Source organism: Streptomyces sp. B15 (genome assembly GCF_018070605.1).
Lineage (GTDB): Bacteria > Actinomycetota > Actinomycetes > Streptomycetales > Streptomycetaceae > Streptomyces > Streptomyces smyrnaeus.
Genome location: NZ_JAGPXJ010000047.1, coordinates 1 through 11,793 on the forward strand (window position 1 = coordinate 1; position 11,793 = coordinate 11,793).

Annotated in this window: 11 protein-coding genes and 1 tRNA gene; 8 read left to right on the forward strand and 4 right to left on the reverse strand. The window is 71.1% G+C overall.

Translation table 11 applies throughout. The annotated features are described in order from the left end of the window. Positions 1-207 precede the first annotated feature (207 nt). A complete protein-coding gene (locus tag KBY19_RS20810; protein WP_210966386.1) occupies positions 208-1,620 on the forward strand; it encodes an amidase in 1,413 nt (470 codons plus the stop codon). A 61-nt stretch (positions 1,621-1,681) separates the two neighbouring features. Here KBY19_RS20810 and KBY19_RS20815 read toward each other — a convergent pair whose 3' ends face one another. After that, on the reverse strand, positions 1,682-2,203 hold the full coding sequence (locus KBY19_RS20815; RefSeq protein WP_099881235.1) for a DUF3830 family protein: 522 nt from the start codon (positions 2,201-2,203) through the stop codon (positions 1,682-1,684). 124 nt (positions 2,204-2,327) lie between these two features. On the opposite strand from KBY19_RS20815, the gene ehuB reads away from it, so the two are divergent. The 5 genes from ehuB to KBY19_RS20840 all read left to right on the forward strand — a co-directional run bounded on the left by ehuB (position 2,328) and on the right by KBY19_RS20840 (position 6,524). Next, complete coding sequence (gene ehuB / locus KBY19_RS20820) at positions 2,328-3,254, forward strand: ectoine/hydroxyectoine ABC transporter substrate-binding protein EhuB (RefSeq protein ID WP_180289651.1); 927 nt, start codon at positions 2,328-2,330, stop codon at positions 3,252-3,254. Beyond that, positions 3,251-3,988 (forward strand): ectoine/hydroxyectoine ABC transporter permease subunit EhuC, encoded by a 738-nt coding sequence (gene ehuC / locus KBY19_RS20825; protein ID WP_099881237.1) that lies wholly within the window; start codon positions 3,251-3,253, stop codon positions 3,986-3,988. Before ehuB ends, ehuC begins: the two co-directional genes overlap by 4 nt. After that, positions 3,988-4,638: an ectoine/hydroxyectoine ABC transporter permease subunit EhuD gene (gene ehuD, locus KBY19_RS20830; RefSeq protein WP_099881238.1), complete on the forward strand. Its 651-nt coding sequence runs from the start codon at positions 3,988-3,990 to the stop codon at positions 4,636-4,638. The genes ehuC and ehuD overlap by 1 nt, the downstream gene beginning before the upstream one ends. Positions 4,639-4,657: 19 nt before the next feature. Next, positions 4,658-5,452: an ectoine/hydroxyectoine ABC transporter ATP-binding protein EhuA gene (gene ehuA, locus KBY19_RS20835; RefSeq protein WP_307842281.1), complete on the forward strand. Its 795-nt coding sequence runs from the start codon at positions 4,658-4,660 to the stop codon at positions 5,450-5,452. Positions 5,453-5,732: 280 nt separating this feature from the next. Further along, complete coding sequence (locus KBY19_RS20840) at positions 5,733-6,524, forward strand: IclR family transcriptional regulator (protein WP_099881242.1); 792 nt, start codon at positions 5,733-5,735, stop codon at positions 6,522-6,524. A 61-nt stretch (positions 6,525-6,585) separates the two neighbouring features. Here KBY19_RS20840 and KBY19_RS20845 read toward each other — a convergent pair. The 3 genes from KBY19_RS20845 to KBY19_RS20855 all read right to left on the reverse strand — a co-directional run bounded on the left by KBY19_RS20845 (position 6,586) and on the right by KBY19_RS20855 (position 9,574). Next, positions 6,586-6,659, reverse strand: a tRNA-Lys gene (locus tag KBY19_RS20845). Between the two features lie 31 nt (positions 6,660-6,690). Continuing rightward, positions 6,691-8,505, reverse strand: coding sequence for an AMP-binding protein (locus tag KBY19_RS20850; protein WP_210966387.1), 1,815 nt, complete (start codon positions 8,503-8,505; stop codon positions 6,691-6,693). Positions 8,506-8,563: 58 nt separating this feature from the next. Beyond that, positions 8,564-9,574 (reverse strand): DUF3533 domain-containing protein, encoded by a 1,011-nt coding sequence (locus KBY19_RS20855; RefSeq protein ID WP_099881246.1) that lies wholly within the window; start codon positions 9,572-9,574, stop codon positions 8,564-8,566. A gap of 148 nt (positions 9,575-9,722) precedes the next feature. On the opposite strand from KBY19_RS20855, the gene KBY19_RS20860 reads away from it, so the two are divergent. Together KBY19_RS20860 and KBY19_RS20865 are read left to right on the forward strand one after the other, a co-directional pair. Further along, entirely contained in the window at positions 9,723-10,844 is a 1,122-nt protein-coding gene (locus tag KBY19_RS20860) for a winged helix DNA-binding domain-containing protein (protein WP_210966388.1), read from the forward strand. Between the two features lie 61 nt (positions 10,845-10,905). Further along, positions 10,906-11,658: a FadR/GntR family transcriptional regulator gene (locus KBY19_RS20865; RefSeq protein ID WP_307843572.1), complete on the forward strand. Its 753-nt coding sequence runs from the start codon at positions 10,906-10,908 to the stop codon at positions 11,656-11,658. Positions 11,659-11,793: the final 135 nt, after the last annotated feature.

An 11,793-nucleotide genomic window follows, 5' to 3' on the forward strand; every position in this document is an offset into this window, starting at 1 on the left:
CAGCAGGCGCCCTCCGGGGCGCCTGCTGCCGGCTCGCTCCACCGGGACCCGTTCCCGGTCACCGGCCACGGGTCACCGGATCTCGTGTCACCGGGTCGTTTCTTCACGCGGGTCGTTTCTTCACGCCTTGGGCGCGGTGCGGGCCAAGGCTCGTGTTCCTGTGGCAGTCCGCCTTGCGGGGTGCCCGGTCTCTCGGGAGGTTTCGTCATGTCCGATCTCAACGCCCTGACCGCGACCCAGCTCGTGGCGGGCTATGAAACGGGGGACTTCACTCCCGTGGAGGTCACCCGAGCGGCGCTGGATCGCGCGGCACAGACCCAGGAGCGCGTCAACGCGTTCGTCCGCATCGACAGCGAGGACGCGCTGCGGCAGGCCGAGGAGTCGGCGGGGCGCTGGCAGCGCGGTGAGCCGGCGGGCCCGGTGGACGGGGTGCCGGTGACCGTCAAGGACATCCTGCTGCAGCGCGGCGGGCCCACCTTCAAGGGCTCCTGGGCCGTGGGGGACGGCGGCCCCGGGGACGAGGACGCGCCCTCGGTCGCCCGGCTGCGGGAGAGCGGCGCCGTCTTCCTGGGCAAGACGACGACGCCCGAGTTCGGCTGGAAGGGAGTCACCGACAGCCCCCGGCACGGAGCGACCGGCAACCCGTACGCGCCCGACCGCACCGCCGGCGGCTCCAGCGGGGGCAGTGCGGCGGCCGTCGCGGCGGGTGCCGGGCCGCTGTCGCTGGGTACGGACGGCGGCGGGTCGGTGCGGATCCCGGCCTCCTTCTGCGGGATCTTCGCGCTGAAGCCCACCTACGGGCGGGTGCCCATCTATCCCGCGAGTGCCTTCGGGACGCTGGCGCACGTCGGCCCGATGACCCGGGACGCGGAGGACGCGGCCCTGCTGATGGATGTGATCAGCTCGCCGGACCCGCGCGACTGGTCGCACCTGGGCCCGGTGCCGCACAGCTTCCGCGGGGCGCTGGCCGCCGGGGCCGAGGGGGTGCGCGGGCTGCGGGTGGCCTTCAGCCCCGACTTCGGGGGGCGGGTACCGGTGGAGCCGGACGTCGCGGACGCGGTACGCGGGGCGGTCGCGCTGCTGGAGGAGCTGGGCGCGGTGGTGGGGGAGGCGGATCCGGGGTTCGCCGATCCGGTCGATTCCTTCCACACGCTGTGGTTCAGCGGTGCGGCGCGGGTCACTCAAGGTTTCAGCCAAGATCAGCGCGAGAGTCTTGATCCCGGCTTGCAGGAGATCTGCGCGGACGGTGCCGCGCGCAGCGCGCTGGAGTATCTGGCCGCCGTGGACGAGCGGATGGATCTGGGCCGGCTGATGGGCGCCTTCCACGAGCGGTACGACCTGCTGGTGACGCCGACCATGCCGATCACCGCCTTCGAGGCGGGGGTGGAGGTGCCGCGCGGCTCGTCCCACACCCGGTGGACCGGGTGGACGCCGTTCTCCTACCCGTTCAACATGACGCAGCAGCCCGCGGCCTCGGTGCCGTGCGGTGTCGACGGGGCGGGTCTGCCCGTCGGGCTCCAGCTGGTGGGGCCCCGGCACGCCGACGCGCTCGTGCTGAGCGCCTCGCACGCGCTGTTCGAGGCGGGCGTCGCCGCCCAGGTGCCCTCGGCCCTCGGCTGAGGGACGTCGTCCCGGGCCCGTCGGGGAGGCCTCACCCCCCGACGGGCACTGCTGTCAGGTGTCAGGCTCGGCGGAAGTTGAGGGTCTCGCCGATGGCGCCGGACCGCCACAGGTCCTGGCAGGCCTCCGCCATGGCGTCGAGACCCTCGACCACCTGCCCCCACACGATGCCGGGCACCCAGCCGGCATCGCCGTTGATCAGCAGGTTGTTGCGCTCGTAGAACAGCGCGAGGTCGACGACGGTGGAGTGCTCGACGTGTGCCGCCTGGCCGCCCTGCTGCTCGGCCGCGGCCTCGTACCCGTACCCCGGCGTGGCCAACTGGGTGTTGGTGAAGGTGAAATAGCAGAGGTCACCGGGAATGGGGGTAATGGTCGGATTCTCCAGCGGCGGCTCCTGCGGGGCAAAGGGGGGAATGAGGGCGTAGATCTCGTTGCGCGCATACTTCGCGTGGTAGACGTCGCCGCCCAGCGGCAGCGCATCCCACACCGCGGCGCAGGTGATCGGTGCGCGGTCGTCGAGCAGCTTTGCCGTGCAGCTCACTCCCCGCTTGTCCAACGACACTTCAATGAAGCGCTCAGCCATCGTGCCTCCGCACCAGGGTGGTCATTTACCTGCTAATGGTGACCCAGATGTCGGCCTCAGCGCGACCCCATAACGGCTTGAAATTATCCGCATATCTTCAGTACGCCTGGGTATACGCGCGCCCATGGCTCCACCACAGAGGAACAACACGGCAGGTGCCGGGAGACGTTTGAGCCGTCGGTCGCTGCTCGCGGGGGCGGCGTCCTTGAGTGCGGTGAGTGCGCTCGGCGCAACAACCGCCTGCAGCCGGGTGTCCAGCGCGGACACCGAGAACGGGGGGGATCTTCTGGAACGGCTGAAGGCCCAGGGCACGGTGAAGCTGGGCCTCGCCGGTGAACAGCCCTACAGCTACATCGACAAGGACGGCGAGCTGACGGGGAGCTCGCCGGCGATCGCGCGCGTCATCTTCGAGAGGCTGGGGGTCCCGAAGGTCCAGCCGTTCCCGACCGAGTTCAACTCGCTGATCCCGGGACTCAACTCGCAGCAGTTCGACGTGGTCGCGGCCGGTATGTACATAACGCCCGTTCGGTGCAAACAGGTCCTGTTCGCCGACCCCGAGTACGAGATGCGCGACGCGTTTATCGTGCGCAAGGGGAACCCCAAGAACCTGCACAACTACGAGGACATCAAGAAGAGCGGCGCCAAGATGGCCACCGGCACCGGGTACGCGGAAATCGCGTATGCGGCGGAGGCAGGCATCAAGGAGTCGGAAATTCTGCTGCTCCCCGACCAGCTGGCGGGACTCCTTGCCGTGGAACAGGGCCGCGCCGATGTTTTCGCCGGTACGGCCGTCACGGTTCGCAACGTGGTCCGGCAGACGAAGAGCCGGAAAGCCGAGTTCACCGACGCTTTCACCCCGAAGCTGGACGGAAAGCCCGACCTCGGCACCGGCGCATTCGCGTTCCGTAAGACGGAAACGAAACTCCGGGACGCGTTCAACCGCGAGCTGCACAAGATGAAGAAGAGCGGTGAACTCTTCCGCCTCATGAAGCCCTTCGGCTTCGTGGAGGACGAGATGACCGAGATGACCGCGAAGGAGCGTTGCGCATGACGAACCTGACCGCGGGTCTGTGGGAACTGCTCTTCCAGGGCGTCTGGGTCACCGTCCAGCTGACCGTCTTCAGCGCGGCGCTGGGCGCGTTCGTCGCCTTCGTGGTGGGGGTCGCCAGGACGCACCGGCTGTGGATAGTCCGGTTCCTCTCCGGCCTGTACATGGAGATATTCCGGGGGACCTCGGCACTGGTGCTGATGTTCTGGATCTTCTTCGTGCTCCCGATGGCGTTCGGCTGGCAGCTGGTGCCGATGTGGGCGGCGGTGCTCGCGCTCGGGTTGTCGTACGGCGCCTACGGCTCGGAGATCGTGCGCGGCGCACTGGCCGCCGTCGCACCGGCCCAGCAGGAGGCGGGCATCGCGCTCAGCTTCTCGCCGTGGCAGCGGCTGACGAAGATCCTGCTGCCGCAGGCGTGGCCGGAGATGATCCCGCCCGCCAACAACCTGCTGATCGAACTGCTCAAGGGCACCGCGCTGGTGTCCGTACTGGGCGTCGGCGACATCACCTTCGGGGCCGCGCTGGTGCGCAACGCGCTCGGTGAGAGCGCCCCGGTCTACACGATCATCCTGGTCATGTACTTCATCCTGGCCTTCCTGCTGACGCGTGTGATGCGCGCCGTGGAGCGGAAGGCGAAGGCGGGCATCGGCCAGGCCCCGGAGAAGGGCAAGGGCTTGAAGAAGCTCAGCATCCGGCAGGCGACCGCCATCTCCAAGTCCAGTGCGGGAGGTGCCTGATGGAGTGGGACTGGTCCGCTGTCGGTGACTTCATGCCGCGCTTCTGGGACGGCGTGCTCGTCACGCTCCAGGCGCTGGTGCTCGGCTCGCTGATCGCCTTCGCGCTCGGCCTGGTCTGGGCGATGGCCCAGCGCTCGCCGCTGAAGGTGGTCCGCTGGCCGGTGATGGTCGTCACCGAGTTCGTCCGCAACACACCGCTGCTGGTGCAGCTGTTCTTCCTGTTCTACGTACTGCCGGAGTGGGGCGTCACGCTCTCCGCGCTCACCACCGGCGTCATCGGCCTCGGTCTGCACTACTCGACATACACGGCCGAGGTCTACCGCGCCGGTATCGACGGGGTGCCGGCCGGCCAGTGGGAGGCCTGCACCGCGCTGAGCATGCCGCGTGGCCGCACCTGGAGCGCCGTCATCCTGCCGCAGGCGATCCGCCGCGTGGTGCCCGCGCTGGGCAACTACGTGATCGCGATGCTGAAGGACTCGCCGATGATCGCGGTGATCGGTGCGCTCGAGATGCTCGGCCAGGCGCGGCAGTTCACCGCGACCACCTTCCAGCCGACCGAGCCGATCACCGTCGTCGGCATCGCCTTCATCCTCATCGCCTACCCGGCTTCCCTGCTGATGCGAGCCCTGGAGCGTCGTCTTGTCCGTTGAGAAGAACCCGAGCACAGCCGTGAGCGACGGTACGAACCCCGCCGTCGACGGCAGCGAACTGATCAAGTTCGACAACGTCACCAAGCGCTACGGCAGCAACGTGGTGCTGGACAACCTCTGTTTCGATGTGTCGTCCGGCAAGCACGTCACCCTCATCGGCCCGTCCGGATCGGGCAAGACGACCATCCTGCGGCTGCTGATGACCCTGGTGAAGCCCGACGAGGGCACCATCAAGGTGGGCGGCGAGTACCTCTCCCACGAGGAGAAGAACGGCAAGCTGGTGCCGGCGAGCGAGAGGCACTCGCGCGAGGTCCGCAAGAACATCGGCATGGTCTTCCAGCAGTTCAACCTCTTCCCCAACATGAAGGTGCTGCGCAACATCACCGAGGCTCCGGTGCATGTGCTGGGCCTGGGCAAGGACGAGGCCGAGCAGCGGGCGCGTGAACTGATGGAGATGGTCGGGCTGACCGACCACATCGACAAGTACCCCAGCCAGCTGTCCGGCGGCCAGCAGCAGCGGGTGGCCATCGCGCGTGCCCTCGCGATGCGGCCGCAGGTGCTGCTGCTGGACGAGGTCACCTCGGCGCTCGACCCGGAGCTGGTGGCCGGGGTGCTGGACGTGCTGCGGGACATCGCCCACTCCACGGACATCACCATGCTCTGCGTCACGCACGAGATGAACTTCGCGCGGGACATCTCCGACGACGTGCTGATGTTCGACGCGGGGCGGGTCATCGAGTCCGGAGCGCCGGAGAAGATCTTCACCGACCCGGAGCACGAGCGCACCAGGGAGTTCCTCAGCGCCGTCCTGTGACACACGTCATCGACGAACGCGCGCCACTGGGGCCCTGCCGAGCCCGCGCCGCATCGCGGCGCGGGCTCGGTGCCGTGGGCCCCGTGCAAAGGGCGGGGCCCGAGTAAGGGGCGGGGGGCGCACCAAGGGGCGCGTCAGGGGGCGCATTCAGCCGTCTGGCATATGCCGATCACGACAACAGCCCCGTCCGGGCACCCGGTTGGCCGCTATCGTGAGATATGAAGCCGTGACCACACGAAGTGGTAACGGTACAAACGGTCACAACCTCCAGGGGGACACCGTGACGCTACTCCAACCGCCCGGAGGCTCGTCCGGGGAGCCGGAACGGGAGCCGGTCACTCCCTTCGGCTCGGTGCGGCACGCCCTGCGGGTGCTGGAGACCGTCTCCCGGTACCGGGACGGCATCGACGAGAACGCGATAGCCCGCCGGACCCGGCTGCCCACCGGCCAGCTGGACCAACTGCTGCGCATGCTGTGCCGCGAGGGGTATCTGGCGCAGCTGGAGGACGGCACATACGTCGTCGGGGAGGCACTGGTGCTGCTGGGTTCCGGCGTGGAGCGCGCCCGCGCCCTCCGTGAACGGCTGCAGGCCACCCTGGACGAGCTGCGGGACACCGTGGGCGCCGCCGTCTACTTCGGCCGGTACCAGGACGGTGAGCTGGAGAGCACCCAGGTCGCCGACGGCCCCACCACTCCGGCGGTCAACCAGTGGGTGGACTTCCGCTCGGCCGCGCACGCGACCGCGATCGGCAAGTGTCTGCTCAGCCAGCTCGACCACGACCGGCGCCTCGACCACCTCTCCCGACACAAGACGCCCCGGCTCACCTCGCGGACGATCACCGACGAGCGGCTGCTGCTGACCGCGCTCGACCGGCAGCCGCCCACCGTCCCGGTGCTGGACCTGCAGGAGTACGCCGTGGGCACGGTCTGCGCCGCGGTGCCGGTGACGGCCGGCTCCGCGGTCAGCTGCCTGGCGCTCTCGCTCCCCGTCGACCAGGCGCACCGGCTGCGCCGCGCCGCCGAGGTGCTGAGTCAGCGGGCCGCGCCGGTGATGCTGTCGCTGGCGATCTGAGCGCTTCCGCGCCAGGACGACTGCGGCCCCCTTGGAAACCAAGGGGGCCGCAGCCTGTGGGTACGCCGCCAGGGACTCGAACCCCGGACCCGCTGATTAAGAGTCAGCTGCTCTAACCAACTGAGCTAGCGGCGCCCGTCGCCGTTTCCGGCCGACGACACAAATACTACCCCCTTCGAGAGGGTGCTGGTGACCACCCGTCCGGCCTGGGCCCGCCCCCGACGAGCCCGGCCCGGCCGTGTGCCGCGTACCTGGCCAGCAGTGCCGCCAGGTCCCGCCCGGTCAGTGGGCGGTAGCCGGTCCCGGGCGCCCTTCCGCGCGCTCCCGCGCCGGGTTCCCGGGCGTCCTCGTAGGGCGTCCACCACACCGGCTCCGGACAGCGGAAGCCCGCACGGCGCAGTGCCGCGCGGTCGATCTTGTGGGTGGCGGTGAGCGGCAGGGCCGGCAGGATCCGCACGAAGCGCGGCGCGGCCTTGGTGGCCAGTTCGGTCCGCCCGGCCAGGAACGCCGAGAAGCCCTGCGGATCGAAGGCGCCCTCGGGGCCGACGGCGAGGGCGGCCATGACCTGGTCGCCGGAGACCGGGTCGGGCACGGCGTAGACGGCGGCGGAGTGCACCCCGGGGCAGTGGGCGAGGATGTTCTCGATCACGGCCGCGGCCAGGTTCTCGCCGTCGACCCGCAACCGGTCGTCCGCGCGCCCGGCGAAGTGGAACCAGCCCTCCTCGTCCCGGAAGAACAGGTCGCCGGTCCAGAACCAGCCGTCCCGGGTGCGGGCGGCGTCGGCCGCCGGGTTCTTCCAGTAGCCCTCGAACCCGTTCGGGCCTCGGTTGACCAGTTCTCCGATGGCGGAGGCGACCTCCGTCGGCCTGCCGTCGGGCCCGCGGCGGGCACGGGGCCGCTCCGTACCGGTGTCCGGGTCGACGACGGCCGGTTCGGTGCCCGGCGCGGCCCGGCCCACGGCCCCGGGCGGTGCGTCCGGGTCGTGCTGGAGGGCCGCTCCGCCCTCGGAGGAGCCGTAGCCCTCCACCAGCCGGACGCCGAACCGCGCGGCGAAGCGGTCCGCGTCCACGGGGCCGGCCTCGGTACCGAAGCCGAGCCGCAGCGGGTTGTCGGCGTCGTCCTCGCGGGGCGGTGTGGCCAGCAGATACTGGATCGCACGGCCGACGTAGGTGAAGTAGGTCGCGCCCCAGGCACGTACGTCGGGCAGGAAGCGCGAGGCCGAGAAGCGGCGGGCCAGCGCCACCCCGGCGCCCGCGGTGAGCGCCGGCGCCCAGCCCGCGATGACGGCGTTGCCGTGGAACAGCGGCATGCACAGGTAGTGCACGTCCTCCCGGCCCAGGGCGAACCGGTCGGCCAGCGCGCTTCCGGCGCCGGCCAGCCTGCCCTGGGTGACGACGACGGCCTTGGGCGCACCCGTGGAGCCGGAGGTGAAGGTGAGCAGCATGCGGCGGGAGGGCTCGGGCGGGGCGACGGTGACCTCCCCCGGCTCCGCGGTCGCGTAGGGCCGCAGCAGCTCCGCGTAACCGGGCTCGTCGGTCACCAGCAGCCGCCCCGGGCCCGGCCCGCCGCGCCGGAGCACGGGCAGCTCCAGTCCGTCCAGCAGCGCCAGATGGGCGCGTTCGGTGACCAGCAGGGCGCACTCGGTGTGGCTGATGTCGCGGGCCAGCTCGGCGCCGCGCCGGGTGGGGTTGACGCCGACGACGGTGGCTCCGGCGAGCGCGGCGGCGGCCAGCCAGAGCGGGTACTCGGGCGCGTTGTCGAGCAGCACTCCGATGTGCGGCTCGGCGCCGCGGGGCAGCAGGTCGGCAAGGAGGGCGGCGCGGGCGGCGGCAGCCGCGGCGGTGGCGTGCCGGGTGAGGGTGAGCCCGGCGGCCCGGAGCCCGCCGGGGCGCGGATCGTGCCACTGGGCCCGTACCAGCTCGGCGACGGTGCCGGCGCCGGGCGCCGGGTGCCTGCGGGGTGCGCTCACCGATGCGCTCATGGCCGCGCACGATAACTGATGCAGCGTCAGATCGGGAGGGCCGCCGCTCACCGGCTCCTCAGAGCGGGAGGGTCAGACCGCGCTCCCTGCGCCGCAGCGACCCCACCAGCAGCAGCACCACGCCCGCCAGCGCCCAGCCGCCGAGCACCAGCAGGGGGGTGCCGAGCGCGTTGCCGGAGAAGTAGACGATGTTGCGTACGGCAGTGGTCCCCGCACCGGTCGGGATCCAGTCGCCGATCGCCCGCCAGAACGAGGGGATCAGATGCTGCTGGAAGGCGCCGCCCGCGCTCGGATTGCCCAGGACGACGAAGATGAGCACCGCCACCCCGATGCCGACCACCCCCAAGAACGCCTCCAGCGCCAGCGTGCACGCCGCCGTACCGAACACCAGCAGCGCACCGACCCACCACAGCGCCACGAAGTGCCCGGGCAGCGCGTGCAGCACCGGATCGACGATGATCGCCCCGCCGAGCCCGGACAGGACGGCGTACCCCGCCGCCCCGGCCAGCCGCAGCCCGGCGAGTCCCGGCCGCGCGGGCCGGGTGCCCGCCAGCACCCCCATCAGCGAGGCGAGCAGATAACCGCCCACCAGCCAGCCGACGATGAGGTAGAACGCGGTCAGGCTCTCGTGGTCCTGCTCCCCCGACGGGGCGACGTCCACCACCTTCAGCTGCCTGCCCTGGTCGGCGGCCACCCGCTCGCCGACCTTGCGCAGCGCCTGGGCCTGCGGGCCGCCCGCGCCGGAGGCGACCAGCAGGGTGTCCCGGCTGCCGCGCGGGTTCATCAGATAGGCGCCCTCCGCCTTCCGCTCCCGGATGCGCTCACGCGCCGTCCGCTCGTCCTCGACCACGGTGACGGACAGCGGGTCCCCGGGCAGCCGGTCGAGCCGGTCGGCCGCCTTCTGGGGCGCGACGGCGGCAATCGGGATGCCCTGCGGGTCGGGAGCGTGGAAGGAGCCGATGTAGGAGAGCAGGAAGCTCAGTTGGACGAGGAGCACGCCGAGAACGAGCGCGAGCGTGCCGGGAGTGAGCGCGCCGCGGGCTCCAGCTCCAGGGGTGGCATTGTGCATGGACTCATTCCCTTGTCGGTGCCCTCGGGAGTAATTGTCTCCATCCATACCGCATGCCCCGGTACATACCCCGCTGTTGGGGTTCCGGGCGCGCCGTGCCGCAGCCGTCGCGTGGCGCGGCACGGCCCCATCGGCGAGACTCATGACCATGCCCGCACCCCTGACGCGGCCGGCCCTGTGCCGCGCCCTGCTCGCACGCCAACTGCTCGTCGAACGCGCCCGGATGCCGGTACGGGACGCCGTCGAGCACCTGGTCGGCCTCCAGGCACAGGCGCCCAGGCCGCCGTACTTCGCCCTGTGGAGCAGGGTGGCGGACTTCGACCCGCGCGACCTCTCACTGCTGCTGGAGAGCCGCGAACTGGTCAGGCTCAGCGTCATGCGCGGCACCGTCCATCTGGTCAGCGAGCGCGACGCGATCCAGTTGCGTGCCCTCACCCAGCCGCTGCACGAGGCCATGGTGCGCACCTCCCTCGTCAAACAGCTCGGCGGCGCGGACCCCCGGCAGGTGGCCGAGGCGGCCCGCACGCTCCTCGCCGAGCAGCCGCTGACCGGCAGCCAGCTCGGCGTCCGGCTCCAGGAGCGCTGGCCGCAGGTGGAGGCCCGCGCGCTGGCGATGACGGCGCGGTATCTGCTGGCGCTGGTGCAGCTTCCGCCGCGCGGGCTGTGGGGGCGCTCGGGCCAGCCGGTGGTGGACACCGTGGAGCGCTGGCTGGGGCGGCCCCCGGCGGCCGAACCGTGCGTGGAGACGATGGTGCTGCGCTACCTCGGCGCCTTCGGCCCGGCCTCCGTACGGGACGCGCAGAGCTGGTCGGGGCTGACCCGGCTCGGTGAGGTGCTGGAGCGGCTGCGGCCCCAGCTGCGGGTCTTCACCGACGAGACGGGCCGCGAGCTGTTCGACCTGCCCGACGCACCCCGGCCCGACCCCGAACTCCCGTTGCCGGTGCGTTTCCTGGCCGAGTACGACAACATCATCCTCTCGCACGCGGACCGCTCCCGCCTCCTGGACGAGCCGGTCCGCCGCGCCCTGGCGACCAGGAACGGGCAGGTGCCCGGCACCTTCCTGGTGGACGGCAGGGTGCGCGGCACCTGGAAGGCGGACACCGGCCGCAAGACCGCCACCTTGACCCTGGCCCCCTTCGAGCCGCTGGCCGACGAGGTGGCACAGGCGCTGGCCGAGGAGGGCGAGCGGCTGCTGGCGTTCGCGACCGACGGCCGTCCGGGGCCGCACCCCGTCACCTTCACCGCGCCCCGCGCTCCGGGTCCCGCGTAGGCTGACGGCCGAAGGGCGGGTGACGGGGCGGTGACAAGGCCCGGGTGAAGGAGGCCACAGGGTGCGCAGCCGGGGAAGGCTCGGGGAGATCCAGGAGCGGATCAAAAAGCTGATCATCGAGGAGCGGCTGCCGCCCGGTGCTCCGATGCCCACCGAGACGGAGCTGATGGAGCGGCTGGAGGTGAGTCGCAACTCCGTGCGCGAGGCGCTCAAGGCGCTGCAGGCGATGGGCATCGTGGAGATCCGGCACGGCTTCGGCACCTATGTCGGCACGATGTCCATGGCCCCCATGACCGAGGGGCTCTCCTTCCGTACCGTCGCCGGGCACTACCGCGGCGAGGACAGCCTGCTGCAACTGCTGGAGCTGCGCGAGGCGGTGGAGACGGGGCTGATGGCGCGGCTGGTGGCCGGGCCGGAGCAGCTGGCCGAGCTGGAGGCGCTGGTCGAGCGGATGCGGCGGGAGGCGGACGAGGGGGAGGTGCGGGCGGAGACCGACCGGGCCTTCCACTCGACGCTCTACGCCGGGCTGGGCAACTCGCTGCTGAGCGAGGTGCTGGACGCCTTCTGGGACGCCTTCCACCGGGTACGCACGGATCTGGCCGAACTGCGGCCGGACCCGCGGATGACCTGGCAGCAGCACGCCGCGATCCTCGACGCCGTCCGCAGCGGTGACATGCGGCGCGCGGAGGAGGCCGTGCGCGCCCACTTCGGCAACATCCGTGAACGACTCCGTTCGACCGCCTCGGAGGCCACCACACGGCAGCCACGGTTTGATGACTCCTCCATCACATCTGCCGCTCCGATAACGCCCTAATGGCGCTAAACCGTCCCTTCCGACCTTGCATTCATCTGCCAAGTTGTAGAACCTGACGTGCGGTTACCGTTTCGGTCCGTACCGTGCTGCGGGGACACGGGGACACGGAGACCGAAGTACGCCGCGCCTCGAGCG

Coding starts and splice junctions, on each gene's coding strand:
- ehuB (WP_180289651.1), top strand. CDS start 2,328: ATGGCTCCACCACAGAGGAACAACACGGCAGGTGCCGGGAGACGTTTG.
- KBY19_RS20810 (WP_210966386.1), top strand. CDS start 208: ATGTCCGATCTCAACGCCCTGACCGCGACCCAGCTCGTGGCGGGCTAT.
- KBY19_RS20855 (WP_099881246.1), bottom strand. CDS start 9,574: ATGCACAATGCCACCCCTGGAGCTGGAGCCCGCGGCGCGCTCACTCCC.
- ehuC (WP_099881237.1), top strand. CDS start 3,251: ATGACGAACCTGACCGCGGGTCTGTGGGAACTGCTCTTCCAGGGCGTC.
- ehuD (WP_099881238.1), top strand. CDS start 3,988: ATGGAGTGGGACTGGTCCGCTGTCGGTGACTTCATGCCGCGCTTCTGG.
- KBY19_RS20860 (WP_210966388.1), top strand. CDS start 9,723: ATGCCCGCACCCCTGACGCGGCCGGCCCTGTGCCGCGCCCTGCTCGCA.
- KBY19_RS20850 (WP_210966387.1), bottom strand. CDS start 8,505: ATGAGCGCATCGGTGAGCGCACCCCGCAGGCACCCGGCGCCCGGCGCC.
- KBY19_RS20815 (WP_099881235.1), bottom strand. CDS start 2,203: ATGGCTGAGCGCTTCATTGAAGTGTCGTTGGACAAGCGGGGAGTGAGC.